At 61.9% G+C, this 16,147-nt stretch carries 15 protein-coding genes; 8 read left to right on the top strand and 7 right to left on the bottom strand.

Annotated elements, in window-relative coordinates; all coding sequences use genetic code 11:
* Positions 1-30: 30 nt before the first annotated feature.
* The 5 genes from IF189_RS06780 to IF189_RS06760 all read right to left on the bottom strand — a co-directional run bounded on the left by IF189_RS06780 (position 31) and on the right by IF189_RS06760 (position 4,176).
* Positions 31-1,188, bottom strand: a complete 1,158-nt coding sequence (locus IF189_RS06780; protein ID WP_192553017.1) for a phospholipase D-like domain-containing protein — start codon at positions 1,186-1,188, stop codon at positions 31-33.
* 1 nt (position 1,189) lies between these two features.
* Positions 1,190-1,780 carry a YceI family protein gene (locus IF189_RS06775; RefSeq protein ID WP_134825748.1) on the bottom strand — a complete coding sequence of 197 codons (591 nt, stop codon included), beginning with the start codon at positions 1,778-1,780 and terminating at the stop codon, positions 1,190-1,192.
* An 80-nt stretch (positions 1,781-1,860) separates the two neighbouring features.
* A complete protein-coding gene (locus IF189_RS06770; protein WP_134825747.1) occupies positions 1,861-2,163 on the bottom strand; it encodes an amidase in 303 nt (100 codons plus the stop codon).
* Entirely contained in the window at positions 2,160-3,239 is a 1,080-nt protein-coding gene (locus IF189_RS06765; protein ID WP_134825746.1) for a serine hydrolase domain-containing protein, read from the bottom strand. The genes IF189_RS06770 and IF189_RS06765 overlap by 4 nt, the downstream gene beginning before the upstream one ends.
* Positions 3,240-3,270: 31 nt before the next feature.
* On the bottom strand, positions 3,271-4,176 hold the full coding sequence (locus IF189_RS06760; RefSeq protein WP_134825745.1) for an acyl-CoA dehydrogenase family protein: 906 nt from the start codon (positions 4,174-4,176) through the stop codon (positions 3,271-3,273).
* Positions 4,177-4,329: 153 nt separating this feature from the next.
* Here IF189_RS06760 and olsB point away from each other — a divergent pair, with 153 nt between their 5' ends.
* Together olsB and IF189_RS06750 are read left to right on the top strand one after the other, a co-directional pair.
* Positions 4,330-5,085: an L-ornithine N(alpha)-acyltransferase gene (gene olsB / locus IF189_RS06755; protein ID WP_085712985.1), complete on the top strand. Its 756-nt coding sequence runs from the start codon at positions 4,330-4,332 to the stop codon at positions 5,083-5,085.
* A complete protein-coding gene (locus tag IF189_RS06750) occupies positions 5,085-5,879 on the top strand; it encodes a lysophospholipid acyltransferase family protein (protein ID WP_192553016.1) in 795 nt (264 codons plus the stop codon). The genes olsB and IF189_RS06750 overlap by 1 nt, the downstream gene beginning before the upstream one ends.
* Before the next feature lie 14 nt (positions 5,880-5,893).
* Here IF189_RS06750 and IF189_RS06745 read toward each other — a convergent pair whose 3' ends face one another.
* Positions 5,894-6,466, bottom strand: a complete 573-nt coding sequence (locus IF189_RS06745; protein WP_192553015.1) for an ACP phosphodiesterase — start codon at positions 6,464-6,466, stop codon at positions 5,894-5,896.
* 171 nt (positions 6,467-6,637) lie between these two features.
* Between IF189_RS06745 and IF189_RS06740 the strand changes: the two genes are divergently transcribed.
* Genes IF189_RS06740 through IF189_RS06730 form a run of 3 tightly spaced genes read left to right on the top strand, consistent with a single transcriptional unit; the run spans position 6,638 to position 9,220 of the window.
* On the top strand, positions 6,638-6,940 hold the full coding sequence (locus tag IF189_RS06740) for an ArsR/SmtB family transcription factor (RefSeq protein WP_007957866.1): 303 nt from the start codon (positions 6,638-6,640) through the stop codon (positions 6,938-6,940).
* A 34-nt stretch (positions 6,941-6,974) separates the two neighbouring features.
* A complete protein-coding gene (locus IF189_RS06735) occupies positions 6,975-8,138 on the top strand; it encodes an MFS transporter (protein WP_085712982.1) in 1,164 nt (387 codons plus the stop codon).
* Between the two features lie 32 nt (positions 8,139-8,170).
* Positions 8,171-9,220 (top strand): alkene reductase, encoded by a 1,050-nt coding sequence (locus tag IF189_RS06730; protein WP_085712981.1) that lies wholly within the window; start codon positions 8,171-8,173, stop codon positions 9,218-9,220.
* Positions 9,221-9,460: 240 nt separating this feature from the next.
* Here the strand turns inward: IF189_RS06730 and emhR are convergent, their stop codons facing one another.
* Positions 9,461-10,093, bottom strand: coding sequence for an efflux system transcriptional repressor EmhR (gene emhR, locus IF189_RS06725; protein ID WP_114881735.1), 633 nt, complete (start codon positions 10,091-10,093; stop codon positions 9,461-9,463).
* Between the two features lie 267 nt (positions 10,094-10,360).
* On the opposite strand from emhR, the gene emhA reads away from it, so the two are divergent.
* From emhA to emhC, 3 genes are read left to right on the top strand one after another with little or no spacing between them, the layout of a single operon-like run.
* The gene (gene emhA, locus IF189_RS06720; protein ID WP_192553014.1) at positions 10,361-11,518 is read left to right on the top strand and encodes an efflux RND transporter periplasmic adaptor subunit EmhA; all 1,158 of its coding nucleotides are present in this window, start codon (positions 10,361-10,363) and stop codon (positions 11,516-11,518) included.
* A 3-nt stretch (positions 11,519-11,521) separates the two neighbouring features.
* A complete protein-coding gene (gene emhB, locus IF189_RS06715) occupies positions 11,522-14,686 on the top strand; it encodes an efflux RND transporter permease subunit EmhB (RefSeq protein ID WP_134825741.1) in 3,165 nt (1,054 codons plus the stop codon).
* On the top strand, positions 14,683-16,143 hold the full coding sequence (gene emhC, locus IF189_RS06710) for an efflux RND transporter outer membrane subunit EmhC (protein ID WP_134825740.1): 1,461 nt from the start codon (positions 14,683-14,685) through the stop codon (positions 16,141-16,143). The genes emhB and emhC overlap by 4 nt, the downstream gene beginning before the upstream one ends.
* Positions 16,144-16,147: the final 4 nt, after the last annotated feature.

The following is a 16,147-nucleotide window of genomic DNA, read 5'->3' as shown; positions in this document are numbered from 1 at the left end:
GCGTGGGAACGATCAATCGGGAGTTGGCGACTATCCGCGTCTATCCAGCAGATTGACCACCACCCGATCCACCCAGCCCCACACCCGCTGCTTCACTCGCCGCCACAACGGCCGACGCTGCCATTCCTCCAGACTCACCTGCTGACTCAGGCCGAAGTCCTTCTCGAAACTCGCCACCACCGCTGCCGTCAGTGACGGATCCAGCGCCTCCAGATTCGCCTCAAGATTGAAGCGCAGATTCCAGTGGTCGAAGTTGCACGAACCGATGCTCACCCAATCGTCCACCAGCACCATTTTCAGGTGCAGGAAACACGGCTGGTATTCGAAGATCTTCACCCCGGCTTTGAGCAGGCGCGGATAGTAGCGATGCCCGGCGTAGCGCACCGACGGATGATCGGTGCGCGGCCCGGTCAACAATAGGCGCACGTCGAGGCCACGGGCGGCGGCCTTGCGCAGGGAGCGGCGGATTTTCCAGGTCGGCAGGAAGTACGGCGTGGCCAGCCAGATGCGTTTCTGGCCGCTGTTCAGGGCACGGAACAGCGATTGCAGAATGTCGCGATGCTGGCGGGCATCGGCATAGGCCACGCGGCCCATGCCCTCGCCCGTGTCAGGTACACGCGGCAATCGCGGCAGGCCGAAATTCGCGTGAGGCTTCCAGGCGCGACGATGGCGGTTGGCGATCCATTGGCGGTCAAACAGCAACTGCCAGTCGAGCACCAGGGGGCCGGTGATGTGCACCATCACTTCGTGCCATTCGCTGGTGTCGTGGCCCGGCTGCCAGAACTCGTCGGTGAGCCCGGTGCCGCCGACCACCGCCAGACGCTGGTCGACCAGCAACAGTTTGCGGTGATCGCGATAGAAATTGCCGACCCAGCGCCGCCAGCTCAAGCGATTGTAGAAACGCAGCTCGACCCCGGCGAGGGTCAGGCGCTGACGCAGGGTCAGAGTGAGCGCGAGACTGCCGTAATCATCGAACAGGCAACGCACCCGCACGCCCCGCTCGGCCGCCAGCACCAGCGCCTGAATCACGGTTTCGGCGCAGGCGCCGGCCTCCACCAGATACAGCTCCAGTTCGATCTGCTCACGAGCGGCGGCGATTTCCTCCAGCATGCGCGGGAAAAATTGCGGACCGTCGATCAACAGTTCGAAGCGATTGCCGTCCCGCCACGGGAACACTGCGCCACGCATGTCAGCGCGCCGTGAAGATCAGCACCGCACCCACCGGCACCGACAGACTGATGGCCGACAGGCCGGCCATTTTTCGCAGGTTTTCCAGGCCCGGCAGCAGATCGAAATCCTCAGCGCTGATCACCAGCGGCTCCAGGGTCACCACTTGAAAGCGTCGGTCATCGAGACGCGTGGCGAGCAGTTCGGCAGGGTATTCGTGCTGTTTGCCGTGCAGGTTGACGGTCAGCGGCAGGCGCAATTCAAGCTGCGCGCCGGGGGCCAGGTCATTGATCGGGCGCAGGTCGATTTGCGTGGTGATGGTCGCCTCGGGGAATTGCTCGATCTGGAACAGCTCCTTGCGCATGCGCTCGTCGCGCAGCGGTATGCCGCTGTTGATCGAGTCCAGCTCGACCTCGACTTCGGCGCGGCCATCGGGATCGACCTTGCCGTGCAACACCAGAAAGCGCTGCACCTCGGAAATATTGGCGTTTTTCGTGCTGACGAACGACAGCCGCGATGACTCGCCGTCCAGATACCAGTTGGCCTGGGCCGGCAGCGCAGCGGCGCCCAGCAGCAGGCCGGCGAAGGCGTTGCACAGAGAACGGTTGAACATTGAAGACTCGTGGGGCCGATAAACCTGCACGAACCTTAACTGCCTGAAGCCGGGATGCAAACCGGTAGTTCATTTTCGGATCAGGGCTTGAGGCGACAGCCCTGACGTTCGCCCTGCCATTGGGCGCTGTTGCTACGGCCCATGCCACTGGCGCTGACGAGTTTTTGCGTGCTGTCATCGGTCAATTCGCTGGGCAACCACTGCTTGACGTAGCCTCGGCAATACTCGGCGTCGTTGTTCATCACGTAGCGGCACGAGCAGTATTCCTTGGCGGTATAGGCACTGATGATGTCGGGGAAGGCCCACAGATTTTCCCGTTCATGCCAGCCCCAGCCCAGCAGCACGACCAGCAACACCAGCAGGATGCGTCTGAACAGTTTCATGGTCGCACCGCCGCGAGCACACGCTTGAGCAATTCGTTGTGGCGATAGCTGCCGTCGCGGTCATCGCCGTAGCGCACGATCACCAGTTTTTCGCTCGGGATCACGTACAGCGCCTGGCCCCAATGGCCGAGGGCGGCGAAGGTGTCGGGCGGTGCGTCGGGCCACGGCGAAGCGGCGCCGTCCGCCGGGCGATTGAGCCACCAGTGGCCGCCGGGCACGGCTTCGTCCTGATGGGCCTTGTAGCCGGCGAAGGGTTGTCGATTGAAGGCAACCCAATCCTTGGGCAACAACTGCCGGTCGTTCCAGCGTCCGTCCCGTTCCATCAGCAGGCCGATTCGCGCCAGATCCCGGGCGGTCAGATAGGCATAGGAAGACGCGACAAAAGTGCTCGTGGCATCGGTTTCCCAGGTGGCGTGGCGGATGCCCAGCGGATCGAAAAGCGCTGTCCATGGATAGTCCGGATAGCGCTGCGGGCCGACGATGGTTTTCAGCGCCGCTGCCAACAGATTGCTGTCGCCGCTGGAATAGCGGAACGCCTGACCCGCTGGCGCGTAGCTGTCGTGATCGGCAGTGAAGGCGGCCATGTCGCGATGACCACGGGTGTAGAGCATCGCCACCACCGAGGATTTCAGCGGGGCATATTCGTAGTCTTCCTGCCAGTCGATGCCCGAGGCCCAGTGCAGCAGATCCTGGATTTTGATGGCCGGGTGTTTTTCCAGCACCGGGTAAAACTTCGCCGCCGGATCATCGAGCTTGAACAAGCCTTCGCCGTAGGCCACGCCAAACACCGTGGCCATCAGGCTTTTGCTGATCGACCAGGTCAGGTGTGGGGTGTCGGCGGTGGTTGCAGCGGCGTAGCGTTCGTAGATGAGCTGGCCGTCGCGGATCACCAGCAACGCATCGGTGCGGATGCCTTTGCGGGTGTTGTCATCGCGGGTCGGGAAGGCGTAGGCCTCCAGTGCCTCGACGGCCTGGCCGGCGATTTTCGGACCGGTCGGCCACTGCTCACCCGGCCATTGTTCGGCCTGAACCGTGAAGCTGATCAACAGCAGAAACAGGGACAGGCCTTTGAACATGGTGAGGGCTCTGGGGATGAACCTGCCAAGACTAGCCGGCGTTCATGACAGATGTGTTTTGGCTTGCCGCCAGCGCCTTGGCCAGTCGTTTGGCCCGTGCGCCTGCTGCCAGTTGCATCAGCGCCTGATCACGCTGCCACATCGCCGCCCACTCCGGATGACTGTCGCGCAACGCCTGATCGACTTCCGGTTTAAGCCCGTCGAACTGGGCAAACAAGCCACCGAGCAACACATGCCCCGCCGGATTGTTCGGCGGCTGGCGACTGACTTCCGCACACCCGGCCAACAGCGCCAGCAAGCGCAATTGCAGCGGCTGCGGCCAGCCGCTGTCCTGACCTACGCCGTACAGCCATGCAGTCATTGCGCTCAACACGTAAACATCTTCAAGGGTGCGGAACGGTTTGACGTAAGCGTCCCAACCGTCCCCGGCGAGCAGCTCGCACAGGGCGTCGTCGAGGTGCAAGCGGCCATGGCTGATGTCCGGCATCAACGGCAGTGCCGGGAGTTTTTCCACACGCACACCGGATTCGCCGGGGTACACCACCGCCAGGCTCAGGCGCGGTGATTCGCCGGGTTGTTCACTGCGGGCGGCGATCAGCAGCCAGTCCGCCGCGTCGCCGGCGGTAACGAAATCCTTTTGCCCGGTGAGGCGCAGATCCGTGAGCCGAGTCTGCATGTCCGCCGGGCGCAGGCTGCGCTGTTCGGTCGCACATAACGCGCCCAGGCTCGGCGGTGCGCTCGGCCAAAGCATGCGCAACGCGGCCTGATAGCCCACCAGAAATGCCAGCCCCGGCGTCGCCATCCGCCGCCCTCCCGCCACCGCCAGTTCGAACGGCGTGACGCTGCCCAGTTGATGCAGCAGCGTGGCGAAACCCTCCGCCAGATCGGCAACGGCGGGCAGGCGTTCGCGACATTCAAGCAGGGTCGACCAGGTCATCAGAGGCTCCTCGTGGGCTGTCATATAAGCATCACCAAACATTCATGGCGATGACACCGGGGCTACATAGCCTGACTTTGCACAACACAGCTGCATAAAGAAAGTCGATCGGCTGTAACCCACGACGGGTTAAAGGCCCGTACGGAGATTCAAATGACTCAGATCGCCCGCATCAGCGACACCGGCAATGAACGCCGCCTGCAAGCCGAACGCCTGATCGGCGCCGAGGCCTTGCAGCAAGCCCAGGCCTTGCGTTTCAACGTGTTCAGCGGCGAGTTCAACGCCAAGCTGAAAGGCGCGGAACTGGGTCTGGACATGGATGACTATGATGTTCACTGCAGCCACATCGGCGTGCGTGACCTGAACACCGGCCGCCTGGTGGCGACCACCCGCTTGCTCGATCACACCGCCGCCAGCAGCCTGGGCAAGTTCTACAGTGAAGAAGAATTCAGCCTGCACGGCCTCGCCGGTCTGCAAGGCCCGATCCTGGAAATCGGTCGCACCTGCGTCGACCCGGCCTACCGCAACGGCGGCACCATCGCCGTGCTCTGGGGCGAACTGGCCGAAGTCCTCAATCAGGGCGGCTACAGCTACCTGATGGGTTGTGCGAGCATTCCGATGCAGGACGGCGGCGTACAGGCCCACGCGATCATGCAACGCCTGCGCGAACGTTACCTGTGCACCGAACACCTGCGCGCCGAGCCGAAGAATCCGCTGCCAACGCTGGATCTTCCTTCGAACGTGATCGCCGAAATGCCACCGCTGCTCAAGGCCTACATGCGCCTGGGCGCGAAGATCTGCGGCGAGCCATGCTGGGACGAGGATTTCCAGGTCGCCGACGTGTTCATCCTGCTCAAGCGCGACGAACTCTGCCCGCGCTACGCCAAGCACTTCAAGGCGGCCGTGTGATGAGCCGGCTGCGGGTGTACGCGCGGATCGCGCGGGTGCTGCTGGTGGTGACGCTGGGCCTGAGCATGGCCAGTGTCTTCGGGGTTTTCGAACGTCTGGGGCTGGCCCATTCGATGCAACGCCGGCAGCGCTGGTCGCGTTTTTTCATGGCGCGCCTGAGCAATGCCCTGCCCTTTCGCGTAACCGTCCATGGTGAACTGCCGAAGCAGCCAATGCTGTGGGTCAGCAACCACGTGTCGTGGACTGACATTCCGCTGCTCGGCATGCTCACGCCGCTGTCGTTTCTGTCCAAGGCCGAGGTGCGCACCTGGCCGGTGGCCGGCTGGCTGGCGGCGAAGGCTGGCAGCCTGTTCATTCGTCGCGGTTCGGGCGACAGCCAGTTGATCCGCAAGCAGATGACCCGTCACCTGCAAACCGATCATCCGCTGCTGATGTTCCCGGAAGGCACCACCACCGACGGCCGCTCGCTGCGTACCTTCCATGGTCGCCTGCTGTCGGCGGCGATTGATTCCGAAGTGATGCTGCAACCGGTGGCGATCCGTTATCTGCGCGACGGCGAAATCGATACGCTGGCACCGTTCATTGGTGACGATGATCTGCTGTCGCACCTGATGCGTCTGTTCAGCAACGATTGCGGCGAGGTGGAAGTTCACCTGCTCAAGCCGATTGCCTGTCAGGGTCGGGAACGTGCAGCACTGGCGTACGAAGCCCAGCAAGCGGTGCAGAAAGCGTTGTTCGGCGAGGTGGCCAAACCGGCCGAGCCGCGTCGTACAGGCGAGCTGATCGCTGCCTGATCGTCATCCTCTGCCTACAGCTGCCGGCCGGCGAAGTCCTGCAGCTGTGGGTAGAACAAGCGAAAGTCATCACTGAGCGGTTCATACAGACGCCGCAATTCCTGCATCGCCCCCGTCAGTTCTTCAGGTTTGCTCAGGCGCCGGGAAATCCCGCGCAGCACCTGTTCCAGCACTTCGAATTCCTGATACGAACCCAACCAGTCATTGGCCACCATGTGCGGGGCGATCTTCGCCAGGCGCTCGGGCAATTGCCGCTCGCTGGACAGCACGCGGTAAACGTCCGTGGTGAATTGTCCCAGCGGCCGGTCGGCGTAGAGCGTCCAGTCTCGGGCCAGGCAATGGTCGAAAAACACGTCGAGGACGATGCCGGCGTAACGGCGGCGGGTCATGGAAAACCGCGCCAGCGAAGCGTCGACCAACGGGTGGCGATCGGTGAACACATCGATCTGACGATGCAAGGTAATTGCCGCTTCGATCTCCGGATCGAACTGCCCTTGCAGCCGTCCTTTGACAAAATCGCCATACAGACTGCCGAGCAGTTGACCGGGGCGCTGGCCACCGAGGTGCAAATGTGCGAGATAGTTCATGGGCGCAGCTTAGCACCGCGCCCGCGTTTGTTTACACCTCACATATCGTTATAACCCGATATACCGATTTATGCGGTCGTCAGATCGAATTCATATTGGTATATCGCGAAATACCGATTTAAAGTTCGCCTCATCGCGATATAGCGCTACACACATCACGAGCAACCAGCCATGAACATTGACCTCGACGAAATAATAAAAGCCCTGGCACACCCAGTACGGCGAGACATCCTCAACTGGCTGAAAGACCCGAAAGCCCAGTTTCCGGAACAGATCCACAACCACGAGTACGGCATCTGCGCCGGGCAGATCGATCAACGCTGCGGCCTGTCGCAATCGACCGTCTCCGCCCACCTGGCCACCCTGCAACGGGCCGGGCTGATCAGCAGCCAGAAGGCCGGGCAGTGGCACTTTTTCAAACGCAACGAGGACGTGATCCAGGCGTTCCTCAGCACTCTCAGTAAAGAGCTCTGACCCTTAACGTCAGCCAGCCGAAAAGGACTAAATGATGCCCCTCTCGCTCCTCATACTCGCCCTGAGCGCCTTCGCCATCGGCACCACGGAATTCGTCATCATGGGCCTGTTGCCCGATGTGGCGGCGGATCTCGGCGTGTCGATTCCCGGCGCCGGCTGGCTGGTGACCGGTTACGCTCTGGGCGTGGCCATCGGTGCACCGTTCATGGCGATGGCAACCGCCAAACTGCCGCGCAAGGCTGCACTGGTGGCGTTGATGGGCATCTTCATTATCGGCAACCTGCTCTGCGCCATCGCCACTGACTACGAGGTGCTGATGTTCGCCCGAGTGGTCACCGCCCTCTGCCACGGTGCGTTCTTCGGCATCGGTTCGGTGGTCGCGGCCAACCTGGTGGCGCCTAACAAACGTGCTTCGGCCGTGGCCCTGATGTTCACCGGCCTGACCCTGGCCAACGTCCTTGGCGTACCGCTGGGCACCGCCCTCGGTCAGGAAGCCGGCTGGCGCTCGACCTTCTGGGCAGTGACCGTGATCGGTGTGATCGCGCTGATCGGCCTGATCCGCTTCCTGCCGGCCAAGCGTGACGAAGAAAAACTCGACATGCGCGCCGAACTGGCCGCGCTCAAGGGCGCCGGTATCTGGCTGTCACTGAGCATGACTGCACTGTTCGCTGCGTCGGTATTCACCCTGTTCACCTATGTCGCACCGCTGCTGGGCGATGTCACCGGCGTCTCGCCCCGTGGCGTGACCTGGACCCTGATGTTGATCGGCCTGGGCCTGACCGTCGGCAACATCATCGGCGGCAAGATGGCCGACAAAGGCCTGGCCGCGACGCTGATCGGCGTGTTCATCGCCATGGCCGTGACCTCCACCGTCCTGACCTGGACCAGCGTCGCGCTGATCCCGACCGAAATCACCCTGTTCCTCTGGGCCACCGCGTGTTTCGCCGCCGTGCCGGCCCTGCAAGTGAACGTCGTGACCTACGGCCAGGCCGCACCGAACCTGGTGTCGACCCTGAACATCGGCGCCTTCAACGTCGGCAACGCCCTCGGCGCCTGGGTCGGCGGCAGCGTCATCGCCCACGGCTACGGCCTGACCAGCGTACCTCTCGCCGCTGCGGCGCTGGCGATCCTGGCACTGCTGGTAACCCTGATCACATTCCGCCGGAACGGTAATCCCGAGCTGGCCACCGCTAACTGATTCACTCACTTACTTCACGAGGGTTGTATCTCATGGCAACAATTTTCGATCCGATCAAACTGGGCGACCTCGAGCTGTCCAACCGCATCATCATGGCGCCGCTGACCCGCTGCCGCGCCGACGAAGGCCGCGTGCCGAACGCGCTGATGGCCGAGTACTACGTACAACGCGCCTCCGCCGGCCTGATCCTCAGCGAAGCCACCTCGGTGACCCCGATGGGCGTCGGCTACCCGGACACCCCGGGCATCTGGTCCAACGATCAGGTGCGCGGCTGGACCAACGTGACCAAGGCTGTTCACGCGGCAGGCGGCAAGATAGTCCTGCAACTGTGGCACGTGGGCCGGATTTCCCACCCGTCGTACCTGAACGGCGAAACCCCGGTTGCACCGAGCGCCATCCAGCCTAAAGGCCACGTCAGCCTGGTTCGCCCACTGGCCGATTTCCCGACGCCACGCGCGCTGGAAACCGCTGAAATCGCCGACATCGTCGATGCCTACCGCGTCGGTGCGGAAAACGCCAAGGCTGCCGGTTTCGACGGCGTGGAAATCCACGGCGCCAACGGTTACCTGCTCGACCAGTTCCTGCAAAGCAGCACCAACCAGCGCACCGACAACTACGGCGGTTCCCTGGAAAACCGTGCCCGCCTGCTGCTGGAAGTGACCGACGCCGCCATCGAAGTCTGGGGCGCCGGCCGTGTCGGCGTACACCTGGCACCACGTGCCGACTCCCATGACATGGGCGACGACAACCTGGCAGAGACCTTCACCTACGTTGCCCGCGAACTGGGCAAGCGTGGCATTGCTTTCATCTGCTCCCGCGAGAAAGAAGGCGCCGACAGCCTCGGCCCACAGCTGAAAGAAGCTTTCGGCGGCGCGTACATCGCCAACGAGCGCTTCACCAAGGACAGCGCCAACGCGTGGCTGGCCGAGGGCAAGGCTGACGCCGTGGCGTTCGGCATCCCGTTCATTGCCAACCCGGACCTGCCGGCCCGTCTGAAGGCCGACGCGCCGCTGAACCAACCGCACCCGGAAACCTTCTACGGCAAAGGCGCAGTCGGTTACCTCGACTACCCGACGCTGTAAATCGCACCGCAGAAACGCAAAAAGCCCCCGACTCGTGAGAGCCGGGGGCTTTTTATTGGGCGCGGGGTTCGCGAATCGCTCACAGGTTTGACACAAAATCCCTACAAAATACGTAGTTCGCTACGTATCAACTCGATGGGTTGAGGTATATAAAAGCAATCCACTGCGGCGAGGCGATCGAACAGGGATCTTCATCCGCCTGCTTCATTGACATAACCTGATCCAATTACGCATTTTGTTTCATTTGCGCAGGCTGGGGCTCCAGCGCAGCATGTCCAGCCCTGTATCGACCCAGCGCTCGGCTTCGGCGTACAGCTCGAAACTGTCCGGGGCCAGCAGCCACTGATACAGGATGCCATCGATAAAGGCGTGAATGCTGATGGCAGCGCGGGCGGTGTCGAGGTCCGCCGGCAGTTGCCCACGATTGACCGCATTACTCAATGTCAGCGCGATCCGCACATTGCAATCGAGGCTGGCGGTCCGGCGCTGTTGGCGCAGGTCGCACATTTCATCGGTGAATTCGCACTTATGAAACAGAATTTCGTTGATACGCCGGGTCTTCGGGTCCAGCGCAACTTGATGAAACAAATGAATCAGCAGCTTGCGCATGCAGCCCAGCGGGTCGGGTTCGTCCTCACTTTCGCTGGCCTTGGCCAGCTCATCCAGCGGCTCATGCAGCGTATCGAGCATCGCCTGCAGCAAATCGGCCTTGTTGCTGAAGTGCCAATAGATGGCACCCCGCGTCACGCCGGCCAGGCTCGCGATATCGGAGAGCGTCGTGCGGGCCACTCCCCTCTCGAAGAAAGCTTTTTCGGCGGCTTCCAGAATCTGGCTTCGCGTTTCCTGAGCTTCCTCTTTGGTGCGACGAACCATGGCAGTAAAACCTCAAACAGGATGTTTCAGGGATGGCTGAATATCCGCTGAATAAAAAGGGGTGGATCTCTCGCGGATCGACTCCCCCGGCCTACAATTTCAGACCTTGCCACGACTTTTGTAACCAAGTGGGTACGCAGCCAAGGTGTTTACAAACAACCATGAACGTAAGTATATTCCTTAGCAAGCTACTTATCCACCCGGCACTCATTTTTTACCCTTCCACACTTCTTGTGCGCTTTTCGCGCGCCTGACCCGAGGATCTTCATGCAATTCAAGCCAGCTGTTACCGCTCTGGTCACTGCCGTCGCCCTGGCATCGCTGCTCAGCGGATGTAAAAAGGAAGAGGCGGCTCCCGCCGCACCACCTCCTCAGGTCGGCGTCGTCACCCTGCAACCACAAGCCTTTACCCTCACGTCGGAACTTCCGGGCCGCACCAGTGCGTTCCGCATCGCTGAAGTCCGTCCGCAGGTCAACGGCATCATTCTCAAGCGCCTGTTCAAGGAAGGCGGCGATGTCAAAGCCGGCCAGCAGCTGTATCAGATCGATCCGTCGGTATATGAAGCGACCCTGAAAAGCGCCGAAGCCAACCTGCGTTCGACCAAGTCGATCTCCGATCGCTACAAGCAACTGGTCGACGAGCAGGCCGTAAGCCGTCAGGAATACGACACGGCCGTGTCCAACCGCCTGCAATCGGAAGCTTCGCTGCAGAGCGCGCAGATCAACGTGCGTTACACCAAGGTCTACGCGCCGATCTCCGGGCGTATCGGTCGCTCTTCGGTCACCGAAGGTGCACTGGTCAGCAACGGACAGACCGACGCAATGGCCGTGATCCAGCAATTGGACCCGATCTACGTCGACGTCACCCAGTCCTCGGTCGAGTTGCTGGAACTGCGTCGCGAACTGGAAAGCGGCCGTCTGCAGAAGGCCGGTGACAACGCCGCTGCGGTCAAGCTGACCCTGGAAGACGGCAGCCAGTACAAGCTTGACGGTAAGCTGGAATTCTCCGAAGTGTCGGTCGATCAGACCACCGGTTCCGTGACCCTGCGCGCCGTGTTCCCGAACCCGGATCACACCCTGTTGCCGGGCATGTTCGTCCACGCGCAGTTGCAGGCCGGTGTGAACAGCGCCGCGATCCTCGCACCGCAGCAAGGCGTTACCCGCGACCTCAAAGGCACCCCGACCGCACTGGTCGTCGGCCCGGACAACAAGGTCGAACTGCGTCAGCTCAAGGCCAGCCGCACCGTCGGTAGCCAATGGCTGATCGAAGACGGCCTGAAAGCCGGCGATCGTCTGATCACCGAAGGGCTGCAATTCGTCAAACCGGGTATTGAGGTCAAACCGACCGAAGCGACCAACGTCGGCAAGAAGAACCCGGCCCCCGCTCAGGCAGCTGACAAAGCCGCCGGCGGCAAAGGGGAGTAATCCATGTCAAAATTTTTCATCGACCGTCCGATTTTCGCCTGGGTAATTGCCCTGGTGATCATGCTGGTCGGGGCACTTTCGATCCTGAAACTGCCGATCAACCAGTACCCGAGCATTGCGCCACCGGCCATTGCGATCTCCGTGACCTATCCGGGTGCTTCGGCTCAGACGGTCCAGGACACCGTGGTGCAGGTGATCGAGCAACAGCTCAACGGTATCGACAACCTGCGTTATGTGTCCTCGGAAAGTAACTCCGACGGCAGCATGACCATCACTGCGACCTTCGAGCAAGGCACCAACTCCGACACCGCGCAGGTCCAGGTCCAGAACAAGCTGAACCTGGCCACCCCGCTGTTGCCGCAGGAAGTGCAGCAACAGGGTATCCGCGTGACCAAGGCAGTGAAGAACTTCCTGCTGGTGATCGGCGTGGTGTCGCGTGACGGCAGCATGAGCAAGGACGACCTGTCCAACTACATCGTGTCGAACATGCAGGACCCGATTTCGCGGACCGCCGGTGTCGGTGACTTCCAGGTCTTCGGTGCCCAGTACGCGATGCGGATCTGGCTCGACCCGGCCAAGTTGAACAACTTCAACCTGACGCCGGTCGACGTGAAAACCGCGATTGCAGCGCAGAACGTCCAGGTCTCGTCCGGTCAGCTCGGCGGCCTGCCAGCCGTGCAGGGCCAGCAACTGAACGCCACGATCATCGGCAAGACCCGTCTGCAGACCGCCGAGCAATTCAAAGAGATTCTGCTCAAGGTCAACAAGGACGGCTCGCAGGTTCGCCTCAAAGACGTCGCCGACGTCGGCCTGGGTGGCGAGAACTATGCGATCAGCGCCCAGTTCAACGGCAGCCCGGCCTCCGGTCTGGCGGTAAAACTGGCCAACGGCGCCAACGCCCTCGACACCGCCAAGGCACTGCGCAACACCATCGACAGCCTCAAGCCGTTCTTCCCGCAAGGGATGGAAGTGGTGTTTCCGTACGACACCACCCCCGTGGTGACCGAGTCGATCAAGGGTGTGGTTGAAACCCTGGTCGAAGCGATCGTGCTGGTGTTCCTGGTGATGTTCCTGTTCCTGCAGAACTTCCGCGCCACGGTCATCACCACTATGACCGTGCCGGTGGTATTGCTCGGTACGTTCGGCATCCTCGCGGCCGCCGGTTTCAGCATCAACACCCTGACCATGTTCGGCATGGTGCTGGCCATCGGTTTGCTGGTGGACGACGCCATCGTCGTGGTGGAAAACGTCGAGCGGGTGATGAGCGAAGAAGGCTTGTCACCCAAGGAAGCTACCAAGAAGTCCATGGGGCAAATCCAGGGCGCCCTGGTCGGTATCGCCCTGGTGCTGTCGGCGGTATTGCTGCCTATGGCGTTCTTCGGCGGCTCCACCGGTGTGATCTACAAGCAGTTCTCGATCACCATCGTGTCGGCCATGGCGTTGTCGGTACTGGTTGCGCTGATTTTCACCCCGGCGCTGTGCGCCACCATGCTCAAGGCGATTCCGCACGGCGAACACGGCACCCCGAAAAAAGGCTTCTTTGGCTGGTTCAACCGTGGTTTCGACCGCAGCGTCAAAAGCTATGAGCGTGGCGTTGGCAACATCCTGCGTCACAAGGCCCCGTACCTGCTGGCTTACCTGATCATCGTCGTCGGCATGATCTGGTTGTTCCTGCGTATTCCATCTTCCTTCCTGCCGGAAGAAGACCAGGGCGTGCTGTTCGCCCAGGTGCAGACTCCGGCCGGTTCCAGTGCCCAGCGCACTCAGGTGGTCGTGGATGAAATGCGCGAGTTCCTGCTGCGTCCGACCAAGGATGGCGGTGAAGGCGATGCCGTAGCGTCGGTGTTCACCGTAACCGGCTTCAACTTCGCCGGCCGTGGCCAGAGCTCGGGTATGGCGTTCATCATGCTCAAACCGTGGCACGAACGGAACGCCGACAACAGCGTGTTCAAACTCGCCGCCCGCGCCCAGCAGCACTTCTTTACCTTCCGCGATGCGATGGTGTTTGCCTTCGCCCCGCCAGCGGTACTGGAGCTGGGCAACGCCACCGGTTTCGACGTGTTCCTGCAAGACCGTGCCGGTATCGGTCACGATCAGCTGATGGCCGCGCGCAACCAGTTCCTTGGCATGGCTGCTCAGAGCAAGGTGTTGTCGCAGGTACGTCCGAACGGTCTGAACGACGAGCCGCAGTTCCAGCTGGAAATCGATGACGAGAAGGCCAGTGCACTGGGCATTACCATCGCCGACATCAACAACACCCTGTCGATTGCGTTGGGCAGTAGCTACGTCAACGACTTCATCGACCGCGGTCGGGTGAAGAAGGTGTACGTGCAGGGCCAGCCGGACTCGCGCATGAGCCCGGAGGATCTGAAGAAGTGGTACGTGCGCAACGCCGCCGGCACCATGGTTCCGTTCTCCGCGTTTGCCAAGGGCGAGTGGATCTACGGTTCGCCGAAGCTGTCGCGTTACAACGGTGTGGAAGCAATCGAGATCCTCGGCGCCCCGGCGCCTGGCTACTCCACCGGTGAAGCCATGGCCGAGGTCGAGGCGATTGCCGCCAAGCTGCCGAAAGGTGTCGGTATCTCCTGGACCGGTCTGTCCTATGAAGAACGTCTGGCAGGCTCGCAAGCGCCGGCACTGTTCGCGCTGTCGCTGTTGATGGTGTTCCTGTGCCTGGCCGCCCTCTACGAGAGCTGGTCGATTCCGATTGCAGTCGTGCTCGTCGTACCGCTGGGGATCATCGGGGCATTGCTGGCGACCAGCCTGCGCGGCTTGTCCAACGACGTGTACTTCCTGGTAGGTCTGTTGACGACCATCGGTCTGGCGGCGAAAAACGCCATTCTGATCGTCGAATTCGCCAAGGAACTGCACGAACAGGGCAGCAGCCTGCGCGATGCCGCCATCGAAGCTTGCCGCATGCGTCTGCGTCCGATCATCATGACGTCCCTGGCGTTCATCCTCGGCGTGGTGCCTCTGGCGATTTCCACCGGGGCAGGCTCGGGTAGCCAGCACGCAATCGGCACTGTGGTGATTGGCGGTATGATCACTGCCACGATCCTGGCGATCTTCTGGGTCCCACTGTTCTTCGTCACTGTGTCGTCCATGGGTCAGCGCAAAATCGCTGGCGAGGATGACACCAAAGAAACTCCTAAAGAGGCTGGCCAATGAGCAAGTCGCTACTCTCCATCGCAGTCGCCGCCTTCGTGCTGAGCGGTTGCTCGCTGATACCGGATTATCAGCAGCCTGAAGCACCGGTGGCCGCGCAATTCCCGCAAGGGCCTGCGTACTCGCCGGCCCAGGCACCGGCGCAGGCCGCTGCCGAGCAGGGCTGGAAGCAGTTTTTCCATGACCCTGCCCTGCAACAGCTGATCCAGGTTGCCCTGGAAAACAACCGCGACCTGCGCGTCGCGGCGCTGAACATCGACGCCTACGCGGCTCAATACCGCATCCAGCGTGCCGACCTGTTCCCGGCCGTGTCGGCCAATGCCAGCGGCAGCCGTCAGCGGGTTCCGGCCCGTGCATCGCAGACCGGTGAAGCGAACATCACCAGTTCCTACACCGCCACCGTCGGCATCAGCGCCTACGAACTCGACCTGTTCGGTCGGGTTCGCAGCCTGAGCGAACAAGCGCTGCAACAATACTTCGCCACCGAAGAAGCGCGCCGCAGCACCCAGATCAGCCTGGTGGCCAGCGTGGCCAACGCCTACCTGACCTGGCAGGCCGACAAGGAACTGCTGAAGCTGACTCAAGACACCCTCGGTGCCTTCGAGGAAAGCTACAAGCTGACCAGTCGCAGCAACGAGGTCGGTGTGGCCTCGGCGCTGGACCTGGCGCAGTCGCGTACCTCGGTCGAGAACGCCCGTGCCCAACTGGCGCGTTACACCCGCCAGGTGGCCCAGGACGAAAACAGCCTGACCCTGCTGCTCGGCACCGGCGTGCCGGCCAACCTGCAAGCGGCCAAACCGCTGTCGGATGACCTGCTCAGCGATGTGCCGGCCGGTCTGCCGTCGGATCTGCTGCAGCGTCGTCCGGACATCCTTCAGGCCGAATACAACCTGAAGGCCGCCAACGCCAACATCGGCGCGGCCCGTGCAGCGTTCTTCCCGAGCATCAGCCTGACCGCCAACGCAGGCAGCCTGAGCCCGGACCTGTCCGGCCTGTTCAAGGGCGGTTCGGGCACGTGGCTGTTTCAGCCGCAGATCAACCTGCCGATCTTCAACGCCGGCAGCCTGCGCGCCAGCCTCGACTACGCCAAGATCCAGAAGGACATTGGCGTGGCGAACTACGAGAAGTCCATTCAAACGGCCTTCCAGGAAGTCGCCGACGGCCTGGCCGCGCGCCAGACCTACACCGAGCAGCTGCAGGCCCAGCGTGACTTCGTTCAGGCCAACCAGGATTACTACCGTCTGGCCGAACGTCGCTACCGCATCGGCGTCGACAGCAACCTGACCTTCCTCGATGCCCAGCGTCAGCTGTTCAGCGCCCAACAGGCCCTGATCACCGACCGCCTCGCGCAGCTGACCAGTGCGGTCAACCTGTACAAGGCCCTGGGTGGCGGCTGGAATGCGCAAACCGCGCAGAACGAGCCGCTGAAAGAAGAAGCGCCGAAGATGAAGTTGTTCTGATCGT

It is taken from the genome of Pseudomonas sp. IzPS59, from assembly GCF_014863505.1.
In the GTDB taxonomy this organism is placed as follows: domain Bacteria; phylum Pseudomonadota; class Gammaproteobacteria; order Pseudomonadales; family Pseudomonadaceae; genus Aquipseudomonas; species Aquipseudomonas kribbensis.
The sequence above is the reverse complement of the archived record's forward strand: the minus strand, read 5'-3'. Positions and strand labels throughout refer to the sequence as shown.